25 protein-coding genes are annotated in these 25,632 nt (G+C 63.2%); 13 read left to right on the top strand and 12 right to left on the bottom strand.

Features of this window, described 5'->3' with window-relative positions; genetic code table 11:
* Positions 1–16 precede the first annotated feature (16 nt).
* From nusA to SAZ10_RS25945, 6 genes are all read right to left on the bottom strand, one after another.
* Positions 17–1,618 carry a transcription termination factor NusA gene (nusA, locus tag SAZ10_RS25970; RefSeq protein ID WP_318612310.1) on the bottom strand — a complete coding sequence of 534 codons (1,602 nt, stop codon included), beginning with the start codon at positions 1,616–1,618 and terminating at the stop codon, positions 17–19.
* A gap of 44 nt (positions 1,619–1,662) precedes the next feature.
* Positions 1,663–2,310: a ribosome maturation factor RimP gene (rimP, locus tag SAZ10_RS25965; protein WP_318612309.1), complete on the bottom strand. Its 648-nt coding sequence runs from the start codon at positions 2,308–2,310 to the stop codon at positions 1,663–1,665.
* 511 nt (positions 2,311–2,821) lie between these two features.
* On the bottom strand, positions 2,822–4,006 hold the full coding sequence (gene rhmD, locus SAZ10_RS25960; RefSeq protein ID WP_318612308.1) for an L-rhamnonate dehydratase: 1,185 nt from the start codon (positions 4,004–4,006) through the stop codon (positions 2,822–2,824).
* Positions 4,003–4,320 (bottom strand): L-rhamnose mutarotase, encoded by a 318-nt coding sequence (gene rhaM, locus SAZ10_RS25955; RefSeq protein ID WP_318612307.1) that lies wholly within the window; start codon positions 4,318–4,320, stop codon positions 4,003–4,005. The genes rhmD and rhaM overlap by 4 nt, the downstream gene beginning before the upstream one ends.
* 7 nt (positions 4,321–4,327) lie before the next feature.
* On the bottom strand, positions 4,328–5,131 hold the full coding sequence (locus SAZ10_RS25950; RefSeq protein WP_318612306.1) for a FadR/GntR family transcriptional regulator: 804 nt from the start codon (positions 5,129–5,131) through the stop codon (positions 4,328–4,330).
* Between the two features lie 18 nt (positions 5,132–5,149).
* A complete protein-coding gene (locus tag SAZ10_RS25945) occupies positions 5,150–6,028 on the bottom strand; it encodes an amidohydrolase family protein (protein WP_318612304.1) in 879 nt (292 codons plus the stop codon).
* 178 nt (positions 6,029–6,206) lie between these two features.
* Between SAZ10_RS25945 and SAZ10_RS25940 the strand changes: the two genes are divergently transcribed.
* The 13 genes from SAZ10_RS25940 (at position 6,207) to SAZ10_RS25880 (ending at position 19,350) form a co-directional block, all read left to right on the top strand.
* Positions 6,207–7,235 carry an aldo/keto reductase gene (locus SAZ10_RS25940; protein ID WP_318612303.1) on the top strand — a complete coding sequence of 343 codons (1,029 nt, stop codon included), beginning with the start codon at positions 6,207–6,209 and terminating at the stop codon, positions 7,233–7,235.
* Positions 7,232–8,755, top strand: a complete 1,524-nt coding sequence (locus SAZ10_RS25935; RefSeq protein WP_318612302.1) for a sugar ABC transporter ATP-binding protein — start codon at positions 7,232–7,234, stop codon at positions 8,753–8,755. Before SAZ10_RS25940 ends, SAZ10_RS25935 begins: the two co-directional genes overlap by 4 nt.
* A complete protein-coding gene (locus SAZ10_RS25930; RefSeq protein ID WP_318612301.1) occupies positions 8,752–9,738 on the top strand; it encodes an ABC transporter permease in 987 nt (328 codons plus the stop codon). The genes SAZ10_RS25935 and SAZ10_RS25930 overlap by 4 nt, the downstream gene beginning before the upstream one ends.
* Positions 9,735–10,739, top strand: coding sequence for an ABC transporter permease (locus tag SAZ10_RS25925; RefSeq protein WP_318612300.1), 1,005 nt, complete (start codon positions 9,735–9,737; stop codon positions 10,737–10,739). Before SAZ10_RS25930 ends, SAZ10_RS25925 begins: the two co-directional genes overlap by 4 nt.
* A gap of 66 nt (positions 10,740–10,805) precedes the next feature.
* Complete coding sequence (locus tag SAZ10_RS25920) at positions 10,806–11,798, top strand: substrate-binding domain-containing protein (RefSeq protein WP_318612299.1); 993 nt, start codon at positions 10,806–10,808, stop codon at positions 11,796–11,798.
* Between the two features lie 72 nt (positions 11,799–11,870).
* Positions 11,871–12,623: an SDR family NAD(P)-dependent oxidoreductase gene (locus SAZ10_RS25915; protein ID WP_318612298.1), complete on the top strand. Its 753-nt coding sequence runs from the start codon at positions 11,871–11,873 to the stop codon at positions 12,621–12,623.
* 111 nt (positions 12,624–12,734) lie between these two features.
* Positions 12,735–14,438, top strand: coding sequence for a D-lactate dehydrogenase (gene dld, locus SAZ10_RS25910; protein ID WP_318612297.1), 1,704 nt, complete (start codon positions 12,735–12,737; stop codon positions 14,436–14,438).
* A gap of 121 nt (positions 14,439–14,559) precedes the next feature.
* Positions 14,560–15,609, top strand: a complete 1,050-nt coding sequence (locus SAZ10_RS25905; protein WP_318612296.1) for a hypothetical protein — start codon at positions 14,560–14,562, stop codon at positions 15,607–15,609.
* Between the two features lie 334 nt (positions 15,610–15,943).
* Positions 15,944–16,663 carry a Crp/Fnr family transcriptional regulator gene (locus SAZ10_RS25900; RefSeq protein ID WP_318612295.1) on the top strand — a complete coding sequence of 240 codons (720 nt, stop codon included), beginning with the start codon at positions 15,944–15,946 and terminating at the stop codon, positions 16,661–16,663.
* 54 nt (positions 16,664–16,717) lie between these two features.
* Positions 16,718–16,969 (top strand): DUF6894 family protein, encoded by a 252-nt coding sequence (locus SAZ10_RS25895; protein WP_318612294.1) that lies wholly within the window; start codon positions 16,718–16,720, stop codon positions 16,967–16,969.
* Positions 16,970–17,050: 81 nt separating this feature from the next.
* Positions 17,051–17,275 (top strand): hypothetical protein, encoded by a 225-nt coding sequence (locus SAZ10_RS25890; RefSeq protein ID WP_318612293.1) that lies wholly within the window; start codon positions 17,051–17,053, stop codon positions 17,273–17,275.
* A gap of 328 nt (positions 17,276–17,603) precedes the next feature.
* On the top strand, positions 17,604–18,944 hold the full coding sequence (locus SAZ10_RS25885; protein WP_318612292.1) for an MFS transporter: 1,341 nt from the start codon (positions 17,604–17,606) through the stop codon (positions 18,942–18,944).
* 244 nt (positions 18,945–19,188) lie between these two features.
* Positions 19,189–19,350, top strand: a complete 162-nt coding sequence (locus SAZ10_RS25880) for a hypothetical protein (RefSeq protein ID WP_318612291.1) — start codon at positions 19,189–19,191, stop codon at positions 19,348–19,350.
* A gap of 78 nt (positions 19,351–19,428) precedes the next feature.
* On the opposite strand, the gene SAZ10_RS25875 is transcribed toward SAZ10_RS25880, so the two are convergent.
* The 6 genes from SAZ10_RS25875 to SAZ10_RS25850 all read right to left on the bottom strand — a co-directional run bounded on the left by SAZ10_RS25875 (position 19,429) and on the right by SAZ10_RS25850 (position 25,623).
* Positions 19,429–20,946, bottom strand: a complete 1,518-nt coding sequence (locus tag SAZ10_RS25875; protein WP_318612290.1) for a tripartite tricarboxylate transporter permease — start codon at positions 20,944–20,946, stop codon at positions 19,429–19,431.
* A gap of 170 nt (positions 20,947–21,116) precedes the next feature.
* The gene (locus tag SAZ10_RS25870) at positions 21,117–21,602 is read right to left on the bottom strand and encodes a tripartite tricarboxylate transporter TctB family protein (protein WP_318612289.1); all 486 of its coding nucleotides are present in this window, start codon (positions 21,600–21,602) and stop codon (positions 21,117–21,119) included.
* Entirely contained in the window at positions 21,599–22,549 is a 951-nt protein-coding gene (locus SAZ10_RS25865) for a tripartite tricarboxylate transporter substrate binding protein (RefSeq protein WP_318612288.1), read from the bottom strand. Before SAZ10_RS25865 ends, SAZ10_RS25870 begins: the two co-directional genes overlap by 4 nt.
* A 474-nt stretch (positions 22,550–23,023) precedes the next feature.
* Positions 23,024–23,722, bottom strand: a complete 699-nt coding sequence (locus SAZ10_RS25860) for a tRNA (guanosine(46)-N(7))-methyltransferase TrmB (RefSeq protein ID WP_318612287.1) — start codon at positions 23,720–23,722, stop codon at positions 23,024–23,026.
* 14 nt (positions 23,723–23,736) lie between these two features.
* Positions 23,737–25,029 (bottom strand): methionine adenosyltransferase, encoded by a 1,293-nt coding sequence (gene metK, locus SAZ10_RS25855; protein WP_318612286.1) that lies wholly within the window; start codon positions 25,027–25,029, stop codon positions 23,737–23,739.
* A 174-nt stretch (positions 25,030–25,203) separates the two neighbouring features.
* Positions 25,204–25,623: a helix-turn-helix transcriptional regulator gene (locus SAZ10_RS25850; protein WP_318612285.1), complete on the bottom strand. Its 420-nt coding sequence runs from the start codon at positions 25,621–25,623 to the stop codon at positions 25,204–25,206.
* Positions 25,624–25,632 lie beyond the last annotated feature (9 nt).

Raw genomic sequence — 25,632 nt, 5'->3', positions numbered from 1 at the left:
CCGGCGCGCGCTCATGTCACGCACCGGCAGCCTCCTCTTCGACCGGCTCCTCGGCTTCGGCGGCGAGATCCTCTTCACTGATCCAGCCTGCCTTGAGCCGCGCCGCCATGACCATCTGCTCGGCATCGGCGCGCGAGACGCCGAAATTGGCGAGCACGCCCGGGTAGACCTTGGTCTCGCCGTCCTTGCGCTCCTTCCAGCCGACAAGGTCGTCGACGGCATAGCCGGCGAAGTCCTCGACTGTCTTCACGCCGTCCTCGCCGAGCGCGACCATCATGGCAGTCGTCATGCCCGGGATCTCGCGCAGCTCGTCCTTGACGCCGAGCTCCTTGCGCTTGGAGTCGTGCTCGGCCTCGATCTTCTCCAGATAGTCGCGGGCGCGCGACTGGATCTCGGATGCGGTTTCCTCGTCGAAGCCGTCGATCGAAGAGATCTCGTCGGAATCGACATAGGCGACCTCCTCGACACTGGTGAAGCCTTCCGAGGCGAGCACCTGTCCGACCATCTCGTCGACGTTGAGCGCCCCCATGAAGAGCTTCGAGCGCTCGGCGAACTCCTTCTGGCGGCGCTCGGACTCTTCCTGCTCGGTGAGGATGTCGATGTCCCAGCCGGTGAGTTGCGAGGCAAGCCGCACGTTCTGGCCACGACGGCCGATCGCAAGCGAAAGCTGATCGTCGGGAACGACCACCTCGATGCGTTCAGCATCCTCGTCCAGCACCACCTTGGCGACTTCCGCCGGCTGCAGCGCGTTGACGATGAAGGATGCCGCGTCCTGCGACCACGGGATGATGTCGATCTTCTCGCCCTGCAGCTCGCCGACCACTGCCTGGACGCGGCTGCCGCGCATGCCGACGCAGGCGCCGACTGGATCGATCGAGCTATCGCGCGAGATCACCGCGATCTTGGCGCGCGAGCCCGGGTCGCGGGCGACCGACTTGATCTCGATGATGCCGTCATAGATCTCCGGCACCTCCATGGTGAAGAGCTTCGCCATGAACTGCGGATGCGTGCGCGACAGGAAGATCTGCGGGCCGCGCTGCTCGCGGCGCACGTCATAGACATAGGCGCGCACGCGGTCGCCATACTTGAAATTCTCGCGCGGGATCAGCTCGTCGCGGCGGATGATCGCCTCGCCGCGGCCGAGATCGACGATCACATTGCCGTATTCGACGCGCTTCACGGTGCCGTTGACGATCTCGCCGATACGGTCCTTGTATTCCTCATACTGACGGTCGCGCTCGGCCTCGCGCACCTTCTGCACGATCACCTGCTTGGCCGACTGGGCGGCGATGCGGCCGAAATCCATCGGCGGCAGCTGCTCGGCGATGAAATCGCCGACCTGCGCGTCCGGGTTGCGTAGCCGCGCATCCTGCACCGAAATCTGCTTGGCGAAGTCTTCGACGTTCTCGACCACTTCCATCAGGCGCTGCAGCTTCATTTCGCCCGTATTCGGGTTGATGTCCGCGCGGATGTTGGTCTCCTGGCCGTAGCGGGCGCGCGCCGCCTTCTGGATCGCATCGGCCATCGCGGAAATCACGATGGTCTTGTCGATCGCCTTTTCGCGGGCGACCGCATCGGCGATCTGCAGAAGCTCCAGCCTGTTTGCACTGACTACCATTTTGGTCTCCCTTGGCGAGGCGGCTCAGCCTGCCTCGCTGAAAATCAATCGTCCTGTTCTTCGCCGGGCGTGTTGCCGGCATCGTGGTCTTCGCTGCCCTTCGGGGCCCTGCGTTCTTTCTTGCGGTCCTGCCGTGCCTTCTTGTCCTCTTTGAGGGCGGCGCGGATAAGATCGTCGGTCAGCACCAATCTCGCCTCGGCGACGGCCTCGAACGGCACGCGCGTCGACGGCTCTTCACCATAGGCCGGCACGTCGCGCTCGATGACGAATCCGTCCTCGTCAACCTCGGCGATCTTGCCGCGAAAGCGCTTGCGGTCGCCGACGAGGATCGAGGTCTCGAGCTTCACCAGATGGCCGAGCGCAGCCTTGAAATCCGACTTGCGCACCAGCGGGCGATCGATGCCGGGCGACGAGATTTCCAGATGATAGGCCTTATCGACCGGGTCCTCAACGTCGAGAGCCGGCGAGACAGCCCTGCTCACCTCCTCGCAATCCTCGACGGTCATCGTACCGTCTTCGCGCTCGGCCATGATCTGCAGGGTGAGCCCGTTCTGCGAAGTGAGTCGGACCCGCACCAGGCGGAAGCCCATGGCGCGAAGCACCGGCCCGACGATCGACGCAATGCGCGCATCAGTGCCGCTTTCGCGGACGATGCGGTCGTCATTCATATCGACAGCTGCCGTGGCGTTCATCAAGTCTCCAGCGGCGGTAATAAAAAAGAGCGGGACCCGGGGGACCCACTCTTCGTCATACCGACCAAGAATTTACGATGGAAATAGGGGATGTGGGGGAAAATTGCAAGTGTGAGAGGGTATCGCGAGGTTGTGAATTTCCGTTCGGCCAAGAGTTTCACGACCAGCGAGGCCGTGAGTGCAACTTGTCAAGACGCCAACCAGCGCTCGGAAATCGGAAAGACAGGCTTCGACCTGACCTTGGACGATCGGCCTCTCCGCACGGCAGGTTCTGTCCGCTCACAGGCTGCAGTGAAACGCCGGCCTACGAAGCAATGTGGAGGATGCCCCCGCCTCGGTGCGCGCGCATTGCCGGAAGCGGGCGAGCCGCCGCCTCGTGAGCGCGACGCGGGCGCCGCCCTGTCGGTGACGGTCGCGCAGGGTCGCCCTATGCCGTTGCCGGCGCCAGTGACCCGGGTGACATTTCCTTTCTCGAGCCGGTTCGTTCGTGACCGTCAAACGTCAAGTCCGATCACGAAACGATTTCCAGTGCGGCGCGGTCGGCAAGCGTCATGCCGAATCCAGGTGCGTCGGAGAGTCTCAGCTTGCCATTCTGCGGCATCGGCTCACCTTCCAGGAGATCGCCGAAAACGGGGGCGATGGAACGGCCGTCCGGGCTGGCGGCAACATATTCGCAGAAGGCTGGCCCGGCCTGGCTGGCGATGAAATGATACGAATAGGGGCCGCTGCCGTGTGGCACGACCGGGATGTCGTAGGCCGAGGCGTGCGCGGCGATCCTTATGAGCTCGGTTAGTCCCCCGACCCACATGACGTCGGGCTGGACGATGTCGAGGGTGCGTTCCTCTATCAGCCGCCGGAATCCATACCGGGTGTATTCATGCTCCCCCGTCGTCCACTTGATGGTCGGATGTGCCTGCTTGATGGCGCGAAAGCCCTCGACGTCATCGGGCGAGAGCACCTCTTCCCACCAATGGATGGCGAGCGGCTTGCAGGCTTCGGCGAGGCGGATCGCGTAATCGACCGTGAGCGACATGTAGCAGTCGACCATGAGCGGAAAATCCGGACCGACGGCCGCGCGGTGCTCCGTCAGGAACTGCACGTTTCTGGCCAGTCCTTCTTCGCCGTCGAAATGGCTGTGGGGAAGCGGCACCTTGGCGCCCCAGAAACCCAAGGCCTTGACGGCATCCGGAGCCGGACCGGTGCAATAGAAGGTTATCTCGTCGCGGGCCAGGCCGCCGATAAGGTTGTAGACCGGCTCGCGGCGCACCTTGCCGATCAGGTCCCAGAGCGCCAGGTCCACCGCGCTGATGGCCATGATCGGCACGCCCTTGCGTCCGTAGGGCAGTGATGCGCGATAGAGCTGGTCCCACAGCATATTGGTCTTGCGCGCATCCTCGCCGATGAGGAAACGGGCGAAATGATGCCTGATCAGCCAGGCCGCCGGGACGCCGCCTGAGCCGGTCGCGACGCCGACCGTGCCGTCATCGGTTTCGATCTCGACCACGATGGCGCCCAGCACGCCGATGCCCCAGCTCGACCGCTTTTCCCGATATCTCGCATGGCCGGACATGGGGTTGGAGATGAGGCTGTCGACCAGCCAGTGCCGGCTCTCTCCGGATCTGAAGTATGTTCCGGCCTTCTCGCTGGGCCTGACGTTGTAGACACGTACGTCCTTGATACGGAACGTCGAGCTCATGGCAAATAGAACACGCGCTTGAGCGGCACCTGCACAGGCACGTCGTCGGGATGCGTCTGCATGATATCGGCCATGTACTTCCACCAGCGCTTCATCACTTCCGTATCGGGCAGTCGGTCCATTTTGTGATCGTCGCTGCGCGTAAGAATGCCGAACAGGTGGTTGGTTTCAGGGTCGAGCCAGATCGAATAGTCCGACACGCCGGCCTCTTTGAGGGCGTCGACAAGGTCGGGAAATATCTCGTCATGGCGCTTCTCGTATTCGGCCGCCTGGCCCGGAAACAGGTTCATGCGGAAGGCAATTCGTTCTGGCATTTGGATCCTATGGTCGTTTGGCGATCGCCATGATGGTCGAGTCGCGCACATGTTCCAGGTGAGCGCGATAGGCGGCGACGGCCGCCGCAGCATCCCTCGCCAACAGCGCGTCGGCAACGGCAATGTGCTGCTTCACGCTTTTGGCGATGACGCCCGGAACCTCGCTGGCGGTGCGGCGCACATCCAATCCGAGGTCGTACAGCACCTGGGAGAGCGCAGAGAGAAGCGCATTGCCGGCGCCCTGGTTTATCGCCTGGTGGAATTCGATATCCAGCAGCCGGAAGGCCACGGGATCGTGCTCGAAGGCGCGACCATCCACGGCAAGCTTGAGGATGCGCTTGCGCAGCTCTGGCGAAGCCCGCTCTGCGCACAGCCGAACGAGCTCGAGATCGACCACGGTCCGGGTCTCGAACTGCTGATGCACATCAGCGTCGGCAACCGACAGCATGGTGTTGAATGGCGCGACCAGCCGGCCTGGAGAAAGATCCGTAACCGTGTAGCGGCCGCCTTGCCGACTCATCAGCACGCCCATCAGGGTCAGCGCCTTCAAAGCTTCGCGTAACGGTGGCCGTGAAATCCCGAAAGCGATCGACATTTGCTGCTCGGTCGGTAGCCTGTCGCCGGATTTGAGATTGCCGGATTTTATCATCGCCAGAATTCTGCTGGCGACCTGTTCCGCGATCGACCGGCGATCCAGCGCCCCGCCGCCGAAGTCTCTTGCCTCAGGCTCGCGTTCGGCCTCGACGGCTTCGGAGAAGGCGTCCCTGATCGGAGTTCCGCTTGAGAGCGTTCCCATGGCGATCTTGCTCATCGTGGCTCGGGCGTCGCGCTATAGCCCGAGTCGGTAGAACATGTTGGCGTTATCGCGGTAGATCTTGCGCGTTTCGGATTCGCTGAGCCCGAGATCGGCAAATGCGTTGTCCAGCACCGCGACCCACTCGGTCATGCTGGTTGCCTGCAGCAGGATCGGATAATCGCCCGCATAGATGGTGCGCTCGGGCCCGAAGGCATCCAGCGTCGCCTCGATGTAGGGCCGCAACTCTTCCTCCGTCCAATTCTCGCTGGCGTAGGGCGGCAGATCGGAAAGTTTCACCCACAGGTCGGGGTGCCTCGCCAGGTCCTGCATGTCTTCGCGGAACTGGTCGATCTTGCCGTGGCGGATGCCGGGCTTGCCGCAATGGTCGAGGATCATCGGCACGCCGCTGACCCGGCGGACGAACTCCCGAATGAAATCCATTTGCGTGTAATTGGGATTGATGTCGAACGACCATCCGAACTTCGCGAGCAGATTGACACCCTCGATGAAGCCCTCGCTCATCGTCAGCTGGCGCGGATTGGCGTCAAATTCCATGATGCGGCGGATGCCGCGGACGCTGGGATGCTCGTCGCGCATCTTCTCGAGCATCGGCTCGACCCGCCTGCCCCATTCGAGCGGCGCCATCGGGATGATCGCCTTGATGCGCGGATCGCGTTTCTGCTCTTCCTCGACGAACTCGATCTCGTCGATGTACTGCCCGCCACCCTCCCAGAAATCGGCGTAGCATTCGAGAAAGACCATCGCCTCGATCTGCAGATTGCCGCAATCTCTCTGGTAATCTTCGACATGATAGGGATGGCCAAAAAGCGGGCTACCCTCGAACGCGCTGTATTTCAGCCGCGTCTGATCCCAGACGTGCAGATGCGTATCGATGATCGGAAAATCTGGCACCGGCGCTCTCTCCCTTGCAGCTCACCTCTTGCGAGACAGCCTGCCAACGCTTGCCAGGAATGGGAAATTTGTCAAACTAATTTCCATACTTGTCAAACTAATTTTTGTCTGACAAGACACCCGTCGGCGAACGGGCGGAGGAGCACCTCGCCGCACTGCTATGGGAGGGACCGAAGCCGTGACCGTCTCCATTTCCACTCGCCGCCGTGTCGGGCGGACTTCGCTGGAATTGCCGATCTTCGGCTTCGGCGCCGCGCATCTGGGCGAGCTTTACGGCAAAGTCGACGAAGCGGAATCGCGCGCCACACTGGAGGCCGCGTGGAATTCGGGAGTGAGGTTCTACGACACGGCGCCGTGGTACGGCCGTGGGCTTTCCGAGCATCGGCTCGGCGGCTTCCTGCGCCAGCGCCCGCGGGACGAGTTCATCGTCAACACCAAGGTGGGGCGGATCCTGCGGCGGCCAGACGATCCGGCGACGTTCAGCACTGCCCCATGGGCCGGCGGGCTCCCGTTCGACGTGGTGTTCGACTACACATATGACGGGATTATGCGCGCCTACGAACAGGTCTTGCAGCGCCTGGCCCTCAACACCGTGGACTCGCTGGTGATCCACGATCTCGACACCATGTTCCACACTCCCGAGGCCGTCACCGGCTTCATGAAGCAGCTCACCGGCACCGGCATGAAGGCGCTCGAGGAGCTCAAGCGGCATGGGCACATCAAGGCAATCGGCGTCGGCAACAACGTGCCCGGCAATCTCGACGAGATGCTGACCGAGATCGACGTCGATTTCGCGATCGTCGCGGTTCCCTATACCCTCCTCGACCAGTCCGTCCTCGACACCAGCATGAAGCGTTGCCTGGATCGCGGGATCGGCGTCATCATAGGCGCTCCGTTCGCCTCCGGCATCCTGGTCACCGGCTCAGGGGCCGGCGCCATGTACGCCTACGGAAAAGCTCCGCCGGAGGTTCAGGCGAAGGTGCGCGGCATCGAAGCGGTCTGCACGACCCACTCCGTCAGCATGCCGGCAGCGGCGCTGCAGTTCGTGCTCGCGCACCCCGCCGTCGTATCCGTGATCCCAGGCGCCGCAAAGCCTTCCGAGGTGAGGGCCAACGTGGCTGCGCTCGACGCGAGGATACCTGGAGCCTTCTGGGCCGACCTGAAGTCGCAAGGATTGTTGCATCCCGCAGCCCCAGTGCCGGCATGAGCGACAACTGGACCGTTCCGCTGCTCTCGGCTCGTGGCATCTCGAAGTCCTTCGCCGGGGTCGAGGTCCTGCGCGATGTCGATCTCGATCTGACAAAGGGCGAGATCCATGCGCTCCTCGGCGAGAATGGCGCCGGCAAATCGACATTCGCCAAGATCCTCGCGGGTGTGCACAGGCCCACGCGCGGCACGCTCAACCTGAATGGGCAGCCCGTCGACATTTCCAGTCCGATCGTGGCGCAGAAGCTCGGCATCACGCTCATCCACCAGGAGCCGATCTCCTTCCCCGATCTGTCGGTTGCGGAAAACCTCGTGCTCGGCCGCGGCGAGGGCGGCTGGTTCAGTCGCGTGCCGTGGCCGGAGATGACGCGCGAGGCACGCCGGCACATGGACCTGCTCGACGTCGCCATCGACGTGACCAGGCCGATGCGCGGTCTTTCCATCGCGGATCAACAGATGGTCGAGATCGGCCGCGCGCTTGCATCCGACAGCCGGCTCATCATCATGGACGAGCCGACCGCGCCGCTGACGCCCAAGGAGGTGGAGACGCTGTTCGGCATCGCTCGCCGCCTGCGCGACGAGGGGCGCACCATCATCTTCATCTCCCACCGGCTCGAAGAGGTGCGCGCGCTCTGCGATCGCGTCACCATTTTTCGCGATGGCAACAAGGTCTCCACCGACGCCATCGGCAAGCTGGACGACGCCGACATCATACGCCTGATGATCGGGCGACCGCTCAAGGAGTACATGCACAAGCAGAATGCCTCGATCGGCGAGGTCGCGCTCGAAGTCGAGCGTTTGACGCTGCCGGGCAGGTTCCGGGACATCAGCTTCACGGTACGGCACGGAGAGATCGTCGGGCTGGGCGGCCTCGTCGGTGCCGGCCGCACCGACGTGGCCTGCGCGATCTTTGGAGTGCAGCCGGCGGAGAGCGGTTCGGTGAAGGTGAACGGCAAGCTGGCGGACATCCGCCAGCCCGACGACGCAATAGCGCTCGGCCTGGCCTTCGTGCCCGAAGACCGGGCCACGGCGGGCATCTTCCGCAGCCTTCCGGTCGAGCAGAACATCACAGCCGCCGTACCGGGCAAGATTGCGCCGAGCGGTATCATCAGGCGTGCGACCGAAAGGGTGCTCGCCGCCGAGTCCGTGAAGAAGCTTCGCATCCGCCTGGCCTCGATCAACCAGCCCATAGGCGAGCTTTCGGGCGGCAATCAGCAGAAGGCCATCCTCGCACGCTGGCTTCTCTCCGACCCGAGCATTCTGATCCTCGACGAGCCGACCCGCGGCGTCGACATCGGGGTCAAGGCCGAATTCTACGACATCATCGGCGAGCTCGCCGCGCAGGGAAGAGCCATCCTGCTGATCTCGTCCGAGCTTCCCGAACTGCTGGCGCTCTGCGATCGCGTCCTGGTGATGGCCGAGGGGCGCCTGACGGCCGAGATTCCGAGGACCGAGGCGACCCAGGAGAAGGTGATGCAGGCCGCCGTGCCGCGCGCCCAGCGTGTCGAGGCGGCGGCATGAACATGTTGCGCGGCACCCTTCTGCGACGCGAGGCAGGCATCGCCGCGATGATCCTGCTCTTCTGCCTGACCGTCGGTCTCTACAAGCCGCAGTTCCTGACGGTGAACCAGCTGCGCGTGATCCTCCTGCTCGTGCCGCTGATCATGATCGCCGCCATGGGGCAGATGCTCGTGATCGTGGCTCGCCATGTCGATCTCTCGATCGGCTCGATGCTCGGCCTCTCGGCGATGCTCACCGGCATGATGTTCCGCGACCTGCCCGAAATTCCGTGGGGTGTAGGCTTCATCGTCGCCATCGGCACGGGTGCGCTGCTCGGTCTCGTCAACGGCGCGCTCGTGACAGCCTTCAGGCTGCCTGCGATCATCGTGACGCTGGGCACGCTCAACCTTTATCGCGGCCTCACCTTTATCGTCTCCAATGCGCGCCAGGTGGACCGCCAGTTCGTGCCCTCAGCCCTCAAGGCGATGAGCCAGACGTCACCGATCTTCGGGATTCCTTGGATCATCCTGATGGCGCTCGGCATCGCCGCCCTGGCTTACTGGTTCACAATGCATACGCGAGTAGGCCGGCAGATCTTCGCGCTCGGATCGAACCCGGCCGCGGCGGCGCTGCGCGGCGTCAAGGTCAACCGGGTGACGCTGCTTGTCTTCACGATCTCGGGGGCGCTGTCCGGCCTCGCCGGCATCATGTATGCGAGCCGCTGGGGCTTCGTGAATCCCTCCAATACGGGCTTTGGCTTCGAGTTTCAGGTCATCGCGGCGGTGGTAATCGGCGGCGTCTCGATCAATGGCGGCGTCGGCACCGTGCTGGGGGTGATGCTCGGCGTGCTGCTGCTGGGTTGCGTCGCCGCGGCTTTGCCGCTGCTGGGCATTCCGGGCATAGCGCAAGGCGCCATTTACGGGGCGGTCATCCTTGTCGCGCTGGTGATCGATCGCTCGGTCCGGCTGCAAGGCATCGTCAGCCTGAAACGGATGCGGGCATGAGCACGATGGGCACGCCTACTCTGACCTCGCCGACGAGACTGGAAGCGGCGGCGCCGCGCCCGCTGTGGCACGTCATCCTCGTGCGGCCCGAGACAATGACGCTCGTGCTCCTGATCGCCGCGATCGTCTTCGCCAGCCAGCTGTCGCCCTATTTCCTCGACATCGGATATATTCTGCGCAGCTTCACGCTTTCGGCAGAGTTCGCCATTGTCGCGCTGGTGCTGACCATGGTGATCATCGCCGGCGAGATCGATCTCTCGCCTGCAGCGAACATGGCGCTCTCGGCCTGCCTTTTCGCCTGGGCGCAGGCCTCCGGCTTCCCGATTCCGATTGCCGTCGCCATCGGCCTCCTCGCGGGCCTTGCGACAGGCGTGCTCAACGCGTTCATGATCATCGCCCTGCAGCTACCCTCCATCATCGTCACCATTGGCACGTTGACGCTCTGCCGGGGGCTGGCGCAGCTTATCGCCGGCGACAAGTCGATCCGCGTGCCGGACTGGTTCATCGGGATCGACAAGGTGCTGGTGCTCGGGGTGCCGATGCCGGTGGTGATCTTCGTCGTCGCCGCCCTCGTGCTGGGGCTGACATTGGCCAGCACCATCTTTGGCCGGCAGATCTACCAGATCGGCACCAACGAGGTGGCGGCCCGCTATGCCGGCATCCGCACGCGGCGGATCAAGCTTGTCCTGTTCCTGCTCATGGGGCTGGTCGCCGCCGTTGCCGGCATGATGACCGCCTCGCGTCTCGGATCGGTGCGTTACGACCTCGGCCTTGGCGGGGAGCTGCAGATGGTGCTCATGGCGATGCTGGGCGGCACTTACATCTTCGGCGGCCGCGGCACCATTCTCGGCACCTTTCTCGCCGCCTGGCTGCTGGTCGTCGTGTCCACGGGCATGACGGTCGCCAACCTGTTGCCGGCCATTCAGCTCACGGTGCTGGGTGTGCTGCTCATCGTCGCAATCATCGCCACCAATTTCATCTATTCCCGCACGCAGAGGTAGCGGGGCAACTACCCCGGGTCGAGACCGGGATACATCGACAGCTACTTTCAACAAGGAGGATTTGAAGTGCTGAAGAAATCAATGATGGTTCTGGCGGCGAGCCTTGCTCTGTCGACCGGCGCCTTTGCCAAGGACAAGATCGATATCGTCTTCATCGGCAAGAATACCGGCAATCCGTATTTCGATTCCCTGACCAAGGGCTTCGTCGACGCCTGCCAGAAGATTGCCTGCAACTTCGAGTTCGTCGCCCCGGCGACCGCCGAAGCGACCTCGCAGATCCCGTTCATCGAGGCGCAGGTCCAGCGCGGCGTCGACGTCATCGCCATATCCCCCAACAGCCCGGACGCGCTGAACCAGGTGTTCGACGCCGCCCGCGCAAAGGGTATCACCATCCTTACCGTGAACGGCGACATCACCGGCAACGAGCCGCATCGCGACGCAACCATCCTGCCGACCGACTTCACCAAGGTGGGCGCCGATCAGGTGGAGATGGTTGGCTCGCTGATCGGTTACGAGGGCGAGATCGCAATTCTCTCGGCCACCACCGAAGCGCCTGATCAGAACTTCTGGATCCAGGGCATGAACGAGGCGCTCAAGGATCCGAAGTACGCCAAGATGAAGCTGGTGGCGACGGTCTACGGCGACGACCAGCCGGAGAAGTCGACCACGGAGATGGAAGCGCTGCTCTCCAATTACCCCAACCTCAAGGGCGTGATCGCGCCGACGACCGTCGGCGTGGCCGCCGCCGCGCAGGTCGTCCAGTCGCGCGGCGTCGCCGAGCAGGTGAAGGTGACCGGCCTCGGCCTGCCGAGCGAAATGCGCGACTTCATCAAGGACGGGACCGTGAAGGCCTTCCAGCTCTGGTCGCCTTACAATGAGGGCTGGCTGGCTGCCCATTTCTCGGTAGATCTCAAGAACGGCACCGTGAAGAACGAGGTCGGCGCCACCTTCGATGTCCCGAACCTGGGGACGATCACCATCAATAAGGGCAATTCGATCAACACGCAGGCTTCACTCACGACCTTCAACGCCGAGAACATCGACGAGTTCAACTTCTAGAGGGTCATCAACTCTCGAGGCGCCGGCTGAAAGGCCGGCGCCTTTCTGTCCACCACCGAGGACTTTTGGGCCATGAACAGCTATGATTTCGAGAACCGCGTTGCCATCATCACCGGCGGTGGGCAAGGCATCGGCCTGTCCGTTGCCGAGCGCATGCTGCAGCACGGTGGCTCTGTTTCCATCTGGGACCGCGACCAGAAGCTGCTCGATACGCTCGACCGGAAATATGGCCGTGACGGCAAGGTGCAGACGCTGCATGCCGACATCGGCAGCGTGGAATCGGTGGATGCCGCGGTCAGGGCAGTGCTGGACCGGTTCGGCAAAATCGACATCCTCATCAACAATGCCGCCATCGTCGGCCCCAACGCCAATACCTGGGAGTATCCGCCCCAGGCGTTCATGGACGTGGTCCATGTCGGCCTCGTCGGCACGTTCTTCGTCTGCCGCGCCGTCGTTCCGCACATGATCGAGCGCGGCTATGGCCGCATCGTTAACCTGAGCTCCGTCGCAGGCAAGGAAGGCAATCCCGGCGCCCCCGCCTATTCGTCGACGAAGGCCGGCGTGTTGGCGCTCACCAAGTCGCTCGGCAAGGAACTCGCGAAATACGACATCGCCGTCAACGCGGTGACGCCAGCGGTTGCCAAGACCACCATGGCCATGAGCCAGGCACCCGACTTCCTGCAGATGATCCTCTCCAAGATTCCGCGCGGCCGCATGCTGGAGCTCAGCGAGGCAGCCTCCATGATCTGCTGGCTCGCGACCGAGGAGAACTCTTTCACCACCGGCGCCGTGTTCGACCTTTCCGGAGGCCGGGCGACCTATTGAGCCGTCGCCGCCGGAGCCCTGCCGGCATACCGTGCAGACGAGACCGGACCATGATCTCCAAGCACAGGCCGATGACCGCCGCGAACGGCCACCCCTGCCGAGAGGAGCCAGATGACTTCTGCCACCGTCTCCCGCGAAGCGCTGCTGGCGCAGCTGCGCGGCCTCGTCGGCCGCCGCCATGTCCTGACTGGCGAGCGCCTTACGCGGCGGTTCCGCAAGGGTTACCGGTATGGCGACGGCGATGTACTGGCTGTGGTGCGGCCCGGCACGCTGCTTGAGCAATGGCGGGTATTCAAGTCCTGCATCGAGGCTGGCCGGATCGTCATCCTGCAGGCCGCCAACACCGGTCTCAACGGCGGATCGACGCCGTTCGGCAACGACTATGACCGCGAGGTGGTGCTCATCAACACGCTGCGCATCGATCGCATCGACCTGATCGACGGCGGTCGCCAGGTGCTCTGCCTCGCGGGCGCGACATTGCACCAGCTCGAGCGCCAGATCCGGCCGCTGGGACGCGAGCCACATTCGGTGATCGGTTCCACGACGATCGGTGCCTCCGTCGTCGGCGGCGTCTGCAACAATTCCGGCGGTGCGCTGCTGCGGCGTGGCCCGGCTTTCACACAGCTCGCCCTGTTCGCCCGTGTGGACGAGAACGGCAGCGTGTCGCTCGTCAATCATCTGGGCATCGAGCTCGGCGATAGCCCGGAAGGGATCCTCTCGCGACTCGACAGGAGGGACTACGAGGAAGCCGATATCACGCACGATACGGGCAAGCTGGCCTCCGATCCCGAATATCAGACGCTGATCCGTGACATCGATGCTTCGCTGCCGGCCCGCTACAACAACGATCCGCGGCTGCTTTATGAGACTTCGGGCTCTGCCGGCAAACTTTGCGTCTTTGCAGTGCGGCTCGACACCTTCCCGAGCTACGGCCCAATGCGGGTGTTCTACGTGGGCTCCAACGACCACATGGAACTGACCAACATCCGGCGTCACATACTGGGCAGCTTCGACAGCCTGCCTGTGGCCGGCGAATACCTGCATCGCGACGCCTACCGATTGGCCGAGACTTACGGCAAGGACCTCTATCTTTTCCTCAAGCATATCGGCACCGAGCACATCTCGGCAGCCTTTGCCGCGAAGAGTCGATTTGACGCGGTCGCGACCCGACTGGGATTGGGCAGCAATTCTTCTGACCGCATTCTGCAAGCCGTCGTCAGCCTGCTGCCCAACCACCTCCCGCCACGCATGAACGCCTTCCGCGACGCCTACGAACATCACCTGCTGCTGCGGATGGACGGCGACGGCATAGAGGAGGCGCGTGCCTACCTGGCCTCGCTCTTTCCGTCCGCCACGGGCGACTTCTTCGAATGCGACGAGGAAGAAGCTGCGGCCGCCTTTCGCAACCGCTATGCGGTGGGCGGAGCCTCAGTCCGCTATCGCGCGGTGCACGCCGAGACCGTCGAGAACATCGTCGCGCTCGACCTTGCCCTCCCGCGCAACACGCTCGACTGGCGCGAGACGTTGCCGCCGGATGTCGAGGCAAGCATCGATCGCAAGATTCCCTGCGGTCATTTCTTCTGCCAGGTCTTCCACTATGACTATGCGGTCAAGAAGGGGGCCGACTGGCTCGCCATCGAGCACCGGATCATCTCGCATCTGAAAGGACGCGGCATCGAGTTCCCGTCCGAGCACAATGTCGGCCACCTTTACCAGGGCAAGCCGGTGCTCGTGGATTTCTATCGCTCGCTCGATCCCACAAACGTGCTCAATCCGGGGATCGGTCAGACCTCGAAGCTCAGGAACTGGGCCTAGTCGGCCAGTAGCGATCGAGAGCCGGGCTGAAACGATCGGAGCCTTCGGCGACAACCCACTGAATCACGACGGCTGTACGAATTTGCCCAGGCAAATGCCGCCTTTCATTGGGAGAGCCGCTGTGGCGATTGATTGGAGTGATATTTACAGCCCAAAAGTTCGAGATGCTTTTCGAGTTGCATTGGCCGATAAGCAGCTGACCCATGGCGAGGTCATAGACGTACTTCGCAAGGTGCTCGACGACGGCAATCTTTCGGGTGTTGAAGTCAACGATCTGCAGAAGATCGCAAGGACGTCCGAGACCATACCGGAACGCTCGAGATATCTGCTCTTGAATTTGGCCTTCGAGGTCAATCAGGCCCTCGGATATGGACCCATATATTTCTCCACCACGCGGCAGAAATATGCGGCGGAAATTCTGTGTGATTTCCTTGAACGAAACGGGCCGCAGCGTTTTCCAAAATTGGATCGCAATCGCGTCGGCATCGACCTGCTGCTGAGGGTCGCCAATCCGAATATCATCAATCAACAGAATGCCGGGTTATGCGGGCCGGTGTCGTTCCTTTATAGCCTCGCATTCGACTCGCCCGCCGCATATGCGCGATACGGGATCGATCTGTTTGAAAACGGCAAAGCCAAGATCGGTCGCATCGAAGTAGAGCCCGGCTCAGATTGCCGCAACTATGCACCACAGCCGCCGATGAGCCACGGGGAATGGCTGACGGCCGGCAGCCTCCGAGATTCCGAGAACTTCCTCCTCGATTATGACGGCGTAGACCGAAACTGGTTCTCGGACGGTGCTACCAATAGCGAGGTAGCGAGGTGGTTTTCGAAGGCGGGTTACACCGATGTGCGTGCCGAGGACAACATGTTCTCGAGCCGCGGTGCATCCGACATCGACCTCATCAACAAGCTCTACAACGACGGTTATCGAATCATGCTTCGCATCAATTCAAAGCTGCTGAAGCCGAAGCAGCAGGCCGATTCGTCCTGGAAAGGAAACCACTTCGTGATCCTTCGCTCGCCCATTGCTGTTACGGGCCAGGAGGTGAGGCTGACGGTCTATACCTGGGGCTGGGGCCAATGGGATATCCCGGCACCGAATACCAAGATGTCACCGGCCGGATTCCGGGAACACTGGTACGGCTACGTCGTGGCGAAGCCGTTTTGAAGGCGGGTCGCGGCACCGGGGGCGGTTGAACGCCGCCTGGAGCCATCTCCCCTTAGGCTGAAAGCGGCCCGTCACTCCTAACCTCGCCGCGTGAGCGGCAGGGCAATTTGATATGGCACGGCGGCCCCCCCGCTCCGCCTCCCTTGGCCAGGCACCTCTCCCCCTCAAAAAGAGGAGAGGAAGGGCGCCTGGCATTTTGGCGTACCGCGATTTCCACGCACGCCAGGTCCGCTCCTTTCCGGAACGATTCCTACCCTCGCCAGTTCAGTCAATATTAGCAGATGCTACAGCTACCCTGCGCTGCTGACCGGCAGCAGAACGAAAAGGGAAGCCGATGTTCGAAAGGCTGATCGCGGGGCTGGAGCGGCGCGACGAGCTGTCCGATATCGAGAAGGCCATTATCGAGGGCTTTCGGTTTCGCGTGCAATCGTTCGACGATGGGCAGGAGCTTGTCGCAGAGGGGTCGCGGCCCAGCGAAAGCTGCCTGGTGCTTACGGGTTTCACCGCCCGGGCCCAGTTTCTGTCCGACGGCGCACGCCAGATTTCCGCCGTACATGTTCCCGGCGACTTCGTGGACCTGCACTGCTTCCTGTTGAAGACCATGGACCACAGCATCGTCGCGATCCGTCAATGCACTGCCGCATACATACCGCATTCGAGCCTCCGCGAGGCGATAGCAGCCTCGCCGCATCTCGGCAGGTTGTTCTGGTTGGCGACGCTGATCGACGCTGCGATCCAGCGCGCCTGGATATCCAGCATCGGCCGCCGGACCCCTGCCCAGCATATCGGGCACCTGCTCTGCGAACTGCATGAGCGTCTTGATCTGCTCGGCCTGGTCAAGGATGGTTCATTCGAGTTCCCGCCGACGCAGACCGACATCTCGGACATGGTCGGGCTCTCGCTCGTTCACGTGAACAGGACAATCCAGGAGCTTCGCGCCAAGGGCCTGGTGGCGTGGAGCAGCCGAGTAGTCACGATTCCGGACCTCGCACGCCTCAAGCGGTTTGCCGACTTCGATCCCTCCTACCTCAACCTCGTGAAGGAGCCGCGCTAGTGCAGGATGAAATCTGGATCCTGTAGCGGAGCGGCGACCGCAAAGGCGTCGTACATGCCAAGATTTTATTTCGACGTCTTCGATGGCGAGACCACCACTGTCGACAGGATCGGTCTCGACCTGGATAACGATCTCGAACAGGTGCGCGATCTTGCCATAGACGCGTTGCCGGATATCGCCCGCGAAAAGCTGCCCAACGGCGACCGTGCGGAGTTCACCGTCACTGTGCGCGACGAGGCCGGTTTCGATATCTTCCGCGCGATATTGTCCTTCCGCGCCGAATGGATCGGCCGAACCAAGGGCTGATGTGTCATTTTTTATTGCGCGGCGCCGGTAACAGGCGTGGACTTGCCTTGGCCACTGCAGTGCCTGCCAGGGAGTTCCGCGATGCCGCCTACTGGAATTGCCGATTCCGAGCAGCTGCGAATGCTGACCGCCGTGCTCGATGATTATTGCCACGAACACGGCATTTTGGATGCAAGCGAAGAGTGGGACGTCGCCAGCAAGAGGGTCTACACGCTCTTCGAAAACGGCGTGCGCACGCCGTCAGAACTCAAGAACGCGCTCGCAATCCTGCGCCGGGGTGCTTCGCGAAGGCTCGGCTCAGCGTGAATAAATGGCGGGGCAATCGGATGTTGAAGGCGCGACGCTGACGACCCCTCCCCCTTGTGGAGAGGGATACAGGGTGGAGGTGCGACGCGCGCCAAGCCAAGCCGAAGGTGCTCTGCTTCAGCCAACCTTGCAGTGCAGTCGCGAGGCCCCCGCCGCGCCACCTGGAATTTTCCTCTACAGACAGGCCCGCGGTCACGCTGTGCAGGTGACCCGGCAGCTATAGCCAGCTATCATGCCTGGACGGGCTCGTTCCATCAGCAGGTTGCCTCAGGAGGACACTCGGCGACCCTCAGCCGTTCCCCATCCCCTTTGCGGGACGCAAGCAACGATGAAAGAGCAGACAGGTTTCGCGCGGATTCTGTGGCCGTCGTGCGTGGCGATGCTCTCGGTCGGCGCCAACAGCACGGGGATCATGGCCGCCTTGCCGACCATGAAGACCGAGCTCCTCCTCAGTGCGGCCGGGGTGCAATGGGCGGTCAATGTCTATCTGGTCGTTTCCGCAGCTTGCGTCGTGCTCGGAGGCCGGGCGGCGGACCGGTTCGGCGCTCGTGCGGCATCGATTGCAGGACTGACGATGTTCGGCATTGCTTCCTGCATCATCGCGCTCTCCGTCAGCGGAACCATGCTGCTCGCGGGAAGGGCCTTGCAGGGCCTCGGCGCTGCATTGGCAGTGCCCAGCACCCTTGCCGCGATCGGCACCGGCGCGTTGCCTGAGCGCAGGACGTCGGCGATCGGCGCCTGGACCGGGTTCCTGATGCTCGGCTTCAGCATTGGGCCGCTGCTCGGCGGCGTGCTTACTCACGTGACGGGCTGGCGCGCGATCTTCTGGTGCATAGCCGTGCTCATCCTGATCGCCATTGCCGGCCTCGCCTCCGCGGGCACGATGGCCGGGCCTGCCGTGCAAAGCCGACGCACGGACTGGAGGGGCTTTGCCCTGCTCGCGATGTTGATGGTGTCGCTGGTCTTCGCTCTTCATCTTGTGCCGAATGCGCTGACAGCTCCGCTGCCGGTTGTCGGCACCTTGGTGCTCGCGGTTTCCGCGTTCCTCCTGCTTATGAGCGTGGAGCGGCGCAGCGAGGCGCCGCTGGTCGATCTCAACTTCTTTGCGCGACGGTCCTTCGTGATGGGCATCGCCGTCGGCTCGCTTGCGATGTTCAGCATCATGGGCCTGCTTCTCTATTTCAATCTATACGCGCAAAGCCGGGAAGGGCTCGGCCTCACCCCGCTGGAGGCAGGTGCCGCGCTCTTGCCACTCAGCGCGGCACTGTTGGGATTCGCCCTGTCGGCTTCCGCAACGGCGGCAAGGCTCGGGCTGGGCAATGCGATGACGGTCGGCATGGCGCTCGTCGCAATCGGCAGCGCCATCCTCGGCGCGGCGATCGCCGGTGGCGGGATGTTTCTCCTCGCAATCGGGTTCTTCATGATGGGCACGGGCTTGGCTGTACCCTATGCATTGGCGCCGCGCTTGGCGCTCTCGGCTCTTTCACCAGCACAGGCAGGACAAGGCTCGGGCATCGTCAATGCCTGCACCTTTCTCGGCGGCAGCTGCGGGGTCGCCGGCGGCGCGATCGCCACCGCGCTCGGAGGCTTCGGCGCCGTGCTGGCGATGCTTGCCCTCGCGGGTATTCTCGGTGCTGTGCTCAGCCGGGGGATTCTGGAAAAAGGGTAGGCGATGTTGGTTGCCTGTCGGCCTGGTTCGGGCCGGCTTCTCCGGGATTAGGCCGCTCGCTTGTCGCTGGCGCCCGGAGGTTAACCGCTAACGGCACGGCCCCTACCGGTGCCCCGTCCATGCATTCGGCGCATGGCTCTCATGCAGCGTACAAATCTTCCAGCTCTCCATCTTTTGTGCGATGCAGCAATCATGTTGTGCAATGCAGCAAACAGCGTTGTTCCATTACGAAAGGAAGCCAATCATGGCCAACCGTGCTATTTCCACGATCGGCAGCTTCTTCGAAGTCTTCGGCAGCGCCCTCGCCGTCTCGCGCGCGATCGAAGGCCGCAGGCAGCCACCGGCACGCGCCCTGGTCATTCTCGGCATGGATCCAGCCAGCTTCCGTAACATCCGCCGGGTCTGAGCCCGCCGCCGGCTAATGGCGTAAGCCGCTCAAGGGTCGACTCGGGCGAAAAGAGTCGAATCCTCGCAGGCGATCTCCTCAATCTTCCTCGGCCGCGAGTTGCGACAGGAGCTTGCCTCGCCCGCGCGCTCTCAAGACGATCGGCAGGATCACGGCGGTGGCCGCAAGGATGAGAAGGATCACAGCGATCGGGGAGTGGACAAGAACCGTCGGGTCGCCCTGGCTGATCGCCAGCGCACGGCGGAGTTGCTGTTCGGCGAGCGGGCCGAGGATCAGGCCGACCACGACCGGCGCGATCGGGTAGCCGAAAAGGCGCAAGACATAACCGAGCAGGCCGAATGCCAGGAGCATGCCGAGCTCGAAGGTCGAAGGATTGGCGCCGATCGTGCCAAGCGTCGCGAATGTCAGGATGCCGGCGTAGAGCCACGGCCGGGGGATCGTTAGAAGCTTCACCCAAAGGCCGATCATCGGCAGGTTCAGCACCAGCAACATCAGGTTTGCCACGAGAAGGCTGGCAATCAGGCCCCAGACCAGCTCCGAGTTGTTGGCGAAGAGCAGCGGGCCGGGCTGCAGGCCGAACTGCTGAAAGCCGGCGAGCATGATCGCCGCCGTCGCCGTGGTCGGCAGGCCGAGCGTCAGCAGAGGCACTAGCGTTCCGGCGGCGGACGCATTGTTCGCGGCTTCCGGGCCGGCGACGCCCTCGATCGCGCCCTTGCCGAACTCTTCCGGCTTTGAAGCGAGCTGCTTTTCCACCGAATAGGAGATGAAGGTGCCGATCTCGGCCCCGCCGGCCGGCATCGCGCCGATCGGGAAGCCAATCGCCGTGCCGCGCAGCCAGGGCTTCCAGGAGCGCACCCAATCCTCCCGGTTCATCCAGACGGAGCCGCGGACGGGCTCGATCCGTTCGTCGCCGCTGCTCTTGGCCGAAGCGATGCTGAGCGTCTCGCCGATCGCGAACATGGCGACCGCCAGCGTCGTCACCTCGACGCCGTCGAGAAGGTCAGGGATGCCGAAGGCAAGCCGCGCCTGGCCCGTCTGCAGGTCGATCCCGATCAGGCCGAGCGCCAGGCCGATGAAGAGCGCGGTGAGGCCGCGCAACGTCGATTCGCCGAAAGCGGCGGAGACCGTCATGAAGGCCAGCACCATCAGCGCGAAATATTCGGCAGGGCCGAAGGACAGAGCCAGGCTGACGATCCAGGGTGCGATGAGGGCAAGGCCCATGGTCGCGATGAGGCCGGCGACGAAGGAGCCGATCGCCGCAGTCGCCAATGCCGGCCCGCCGCGCCCGGCTCGGGCCATCTTGTTGCCCTCCAGCGCGGTGACGATCGACGCGCTTTCGCCGGGCGTGTTGAGCAGGATCGAGGTGGTCGATCCGCCATACATGCCGCCGTAATAGATGCCGGCGAACATGATCAGCGAGCCGGCCGGATCGAGCTTATAGGTGACTGGCAGAAGGAGCGCGACCGTGAGCGCCGGCCCTATGCCCGGCAGCACGCCGACCGCGGTACCTAGGGTCACCCCGATCAGCGCGTAAAGCAGATTCCAGGGCTGCAGGGCGGTGACGAGCCCATGTGCGAGCAGGTCGAAGGTTTCCATGTGGGCCTCAGCAGGGCAATAGGGCAATATGGCAATAGGGCAGTAGGGACGAGCGCATGTCCGCTTTGTCCGCGGCCACAAGTCGTTTCGCGATCGCCATCTGCTTGCCTCCCCCTATTGCCCTATTGCCCTATTGCCATATTGCCCTATTCCCTTGGCCGAAGGCCCCATCATATCAGCCGCTCGAGCGGGCCGGCCGGCAGCGAAAGCTGCAGCCCTTTGGCGAAGATGATCCAGATCACGAAGGCGATCACGATGCCGAGCGGCACCGTCATCCACAACGGGCCGCGGCCGAAGCCGCGCGCCGTAGCGGCAAACAGCAGCCCCGTCGCGATCGCGAAGCCGGCGACCTTCAGAAGCAGCATCTGCGCGGCGAGCCCGCCGACGATCCAGACCAGCGGACCGATCTTCTGCTGCTCCCGCTCGGGAAAATCGCCGCGGATCGCTTCGGCTGCAGTCCAAATGGCGAGCACCGTGAGCACGCCGGCGATTGCATAAGGAAATGCCGTCGGCCCGACCCGAGAGTAGCCGCCCGCGCCGGGCATGATCGCCGTCTGCCAGGCAATCACGATTGCCGCGATACCGAGGCATGCCGCGATGGCCAGCGCTGCCCGGTCAGGGCGGCGCTGGTTGTTGGGCCGATCCTGGTCGGTCATTTGACGAGACCGACCTCTTTCAGGATGGCGGAGGTCGAGTCGATGTCTTTCTTGAGCTGCGCCTGGAATTCGTCACCGGCGAGATAGGTGTCCGCCCAGCCCTTGTCCGCGAGGATCTTCTGCCAGCTGGCTGATTTCACCATCTTCTCTACATCGGCGCCGACCGCGGCCTTCTGCTCGTCGCTGAGGCCGGGAGGTGCTGCGACCATGCGCCAGTTCTGGATGGCCACGTCGACACCGCCCTCCTTGAAGGTCGGCGCATCGATGCCATCGACCTTGTTCTCGCTCGAAATGCCGATCAGCCTGAGCTGGCCGGCCTTGATCTGCGATTCGAACTCGCCGTAGCCGGAGATGCCGACGGTGACCTGGCCGCCGAGGATCGCAGCCAGCGCTTCGCCGCCGCCCGAAAACGCGATGTAGTTCACCTTGGTCGGGTCGACCCCGACCGCCTTGGCGATCAGCCCCGCGGTGATGTGGTCGGTGCCGCCCGCCGAGCCGCCGCCCCAGGAGACGGAGCCGGGATCGGCCTTCAGCTTCTCGACGAGGCCGGCCATGTCCTTGATGTCGGAGCTCGCAGGCACGACCAGCGCCTCATATTCGCCGGTCAACCGTGCGATCGGGGTCACCTGGTCGAGCGTGACCGGCGAGGCGTTGGTGAGAATCGCGCCGACCATCACATAGCCGCCGACGATCAGCTGCGAGGGATCGCCGCTTGCCTGGTTTACGAACTGCGCAAGCCCGATCGTGCCGCCTGCGCCGGGCACGTTGGTGACCTGCACACTGCCGGAAATGCTTTCGTCCTGCAGGGCGGTCTGCATCGAACGTGCGGTCTGATCCCAGCCGCCGCCGGGCGCTGCGGGAGCCATGATCTTGTAGTCGGCCGCGAAGACGGTCGACGAAACCGCAAGTCCAAGAAGGCCGACAAGCGCCGGCAGCAATTTCCGCATGATCATAGTCCTCCCATTCGCGCTCGACGAACGCCGGTTGTGCAGTTCCTCGGACAGTGTGCGATGCCCCGCGAGAATTGCCGGCCAAGTAAGCGTTTGACAGGTGCCTATGTCAACCAGGTGCTAAGCTGGCGATTGGCGAAACCAAATCGGCCGTCCGATCTCCCCCCTTGTGAGGGAGATGTCCGGCAGGACAGAGGGGGGTGCTGTCCCGCGGCCCTATCCGCTATCAGCCTTCACACGCGCGGGGCGCCGACTGTCAGCGGGGTGCAGAGCACTCATGAGCACGCTCGCGCTCGTTGTGTCACTGTGGGACCGATGATGGCGCCCTACGTTGCCCCCCTCTGTCCTGCCGGACATCTCCCCCACAAGGGGGGAGATTGGCCGTCATCTAGGGCTTCGCCAATCGCCGACGTCATAAGCGAAACCAGATCAGCCGTCCGATGTCCCCCCGTGCGGGAGATCAGCCTTCAGCTACCGCCGCCGAAACGTCAAATATGCCGGCTGGCGCCCTTCGCGCACCGCCTTTGCCTCGTAGCGGGTACCGGGCCAGCCCGGATAGGGCTTGCGCCAGTCGTCGGCGGAACTGGCCCGCCATTCGAACGCGTTGTGCTTGCGGCAATGGAGCAGCGTCCAGTCGATGTAGGTGTCGATATCGGAAGCGAAGCGGAACAGGCCGCCGGGTCTCAGCACGCGGGCGAAGCGGTCGAGATTGACCTGGCTCACGAAACGTCGCTTCCAGTGGCGCTTCTTCGGCCAGGGGTCGGGATAGAGGAGGTCGATCTCGGAGATAGAGGCCGGCGGCAGCCAGTCGAGGACGCGGGTTGCGTCGTCGCCATAGACCCTGAGGTTGTCCAAAGGCATGTCGCCGAGGGCCTGCATCAGGCGCGCCATGCCGTTGACGAAAGGCTCGACGCCGATGAAGCCGGTCGAGGGCTCGGTCCTCGCGCGATAGAGCAGATGCTCGCCGCCGCCAAAGCCGATCTCGAGCCGCACGTCGCCGACCGGCGCGCGAAACAAAGCGTTCAGCGGCTCAGGCGGCGAAGCGGCAATGTCGATCTGGTATTTCGGTTGGAATTCAGCGAGCGCTCGAGCCTGCGCCGGCCGGATGGTCTTGCCGTGACGGCGACCGAAGAAGGCTTCGGTCGCCCGGCTCCGCCGCTCGGCAGGCATCGGCAAATCGTAGGTCAGGCCGCAACCGGATCCTTCAGCGGCGCCAGGGCCATGACGGCGTCCTTGAGCGCCTTGACGAGATCGGTCTTCTCCCAGGCGAACGAACCGTCGCGCCCAGGCTTGCGGCCAAAGTGACCATAGGCAGTGGTTTTGGCGTAGATCGGCTTGTTCAGGTCGAGATGGCGACGAATGCCGGACGGCGACAGGTCCATGACCTCGCGCAGCGCCTTTTCGAGCACCGCCTCGTCCACCTTTCCTGTGCCGTGCAGGTCGACATAAATCGACAGCGGCTGCGCGACGCCGATCGCGTAGGAGAGCTGGATGGTGCAGCGGTCCGCCAGCTTTGCCGCGACCACGTTCTTGGCGAGGTAGCGCGCCGCATAGGCTGCGGAGCGGTCGACCTTGGTGGTGTCCTTGCCCGAGAAGGCGCCGCCGCCATGGGGCGCCGCGCCGCCATAGGTGTCGACGATGATCTTGCGGCCGGTGAGGCCGGCGTCGCCATCCGGGCCGCCGATCACGAACTTGCCGGTCGGGTTGATGTACCAGTTGCAGTTGTTGGCGATCTTCAGGTCGCCAAGCGCCTGGCGGATATAGGGCTCCACCACGGAGCGGACCTTCTTGGAATCCCAATTCCGGTCGAGATGCTGGGTGGACAGCACGATCTGGGTCACTTCGGCCGGCTTGCCGCCGATATAGCGCACGGTCACCTGGCTCTTGGCATCCGGGCCGAGCTTGGCGGCCTCGCCCTCGCCGGAGCGGCGCGCTTCGGACAGGGTCTCGAGGATCTTGTGGCTGTAGTAGATCGGCGCCGGCATGAGGTCAGGCGTCTCGCGGCAGGCATAGCCGAACATGATGCCCTGGTCGCCGGCGCCCTCGGTGTTCGAATCCTGCGCCTTGTCAACCCCTTGGGCGATGTCTGCAGACTGCCCATGAAGCAGCACGTCGATCTTGGCCTTCTTCCAGTGAAAGCCGTCCTGCTCGTAACCGATCGTGCGGATCGCCTTGCGGGCCACTGAGCGGAACTTCGAGGGATTGATCACTGCATGGCCGCTTCCATCGAGCAGCGGCTTGCCGTCCTTGTCCTTCTTCAGAAGGGTCGGCGGAACGCGCACCTCTCCGGCGATCACCACCCGGTTGGTGGTCGCCAGCGTCTCGCAGGCGACGCGCACGTCCCAGGGATTCATTCCAGCTTTCTTTGCCTCGCGATATACGAGATCGACGATCTCATCCGAGATACGGTCGCAAACCTTGTCCGGATGACCTTCGGAAACGGATTCGCTGGTGAAGAGATAATCTTGGCGCGTCACGGGTGTCCCCTCTTGAAAAGCCGCCGTGGCTGTACCTTTCGTGCGCACGCTTCGTCAAGCATGACTCGTGCACCGGAAGGGCCAAGGGCGAAAAAACATTCTATCCTACGACGTTGCAGACGTAGGTCAAAAAATTGTTTCTGTCACGACGTCGATGCGCCGCTATGGCAGTCGCTACTCGCTGTCTTCCGCAGCAAGAGCTTTCACCAGGTCGATGATCCTGCGACGGATCTTCGGATCAGATATGCGCGCGAAGGCGCGGTTGAGTTGAAGGCCCTCGCCGGTGTTGATGAAGTCAACGACGAAAGGGGTCTTGCCTTCTGACATGCCTGACGGCTGTGCCGTCTCCACCCCCGGAGCATCGGCAAAGAAAAACGAGACCGGGACATCGAGAATCGAAGCGATGGCCTGCAACCGGCTTGCCCCAACCCGGTTGGTTCCTTTCTCGTATTTCTGGATTTGCTGGAACGTTATTCCGAGATGCTCTCCCAGCTTCTCCTGGCTCATGCCAAGCATGTTCCTGCGCATGCGGATCCTGCTTCCGACATGGATGTCAGTCGGATTCGGCCTCTTCTTGTTCTCTTTTTCTATCATTTCTTCCTC

Origin of the sequence: Mesorhizobium sp. BAC0120 (assembly GCF_033542235.1) — a bacterium.
Lineage (GTDB): Bacteria > Pseudomonadota > Alphaproteobacteria > Rhizobiales > Rhizobiaceae > JAWRCU01.
The sequence above is the reverse complement of the archived record's forward strand: the minus strand, read 5'-3'. Positions and strand labels throughout refer to the sequence as shown.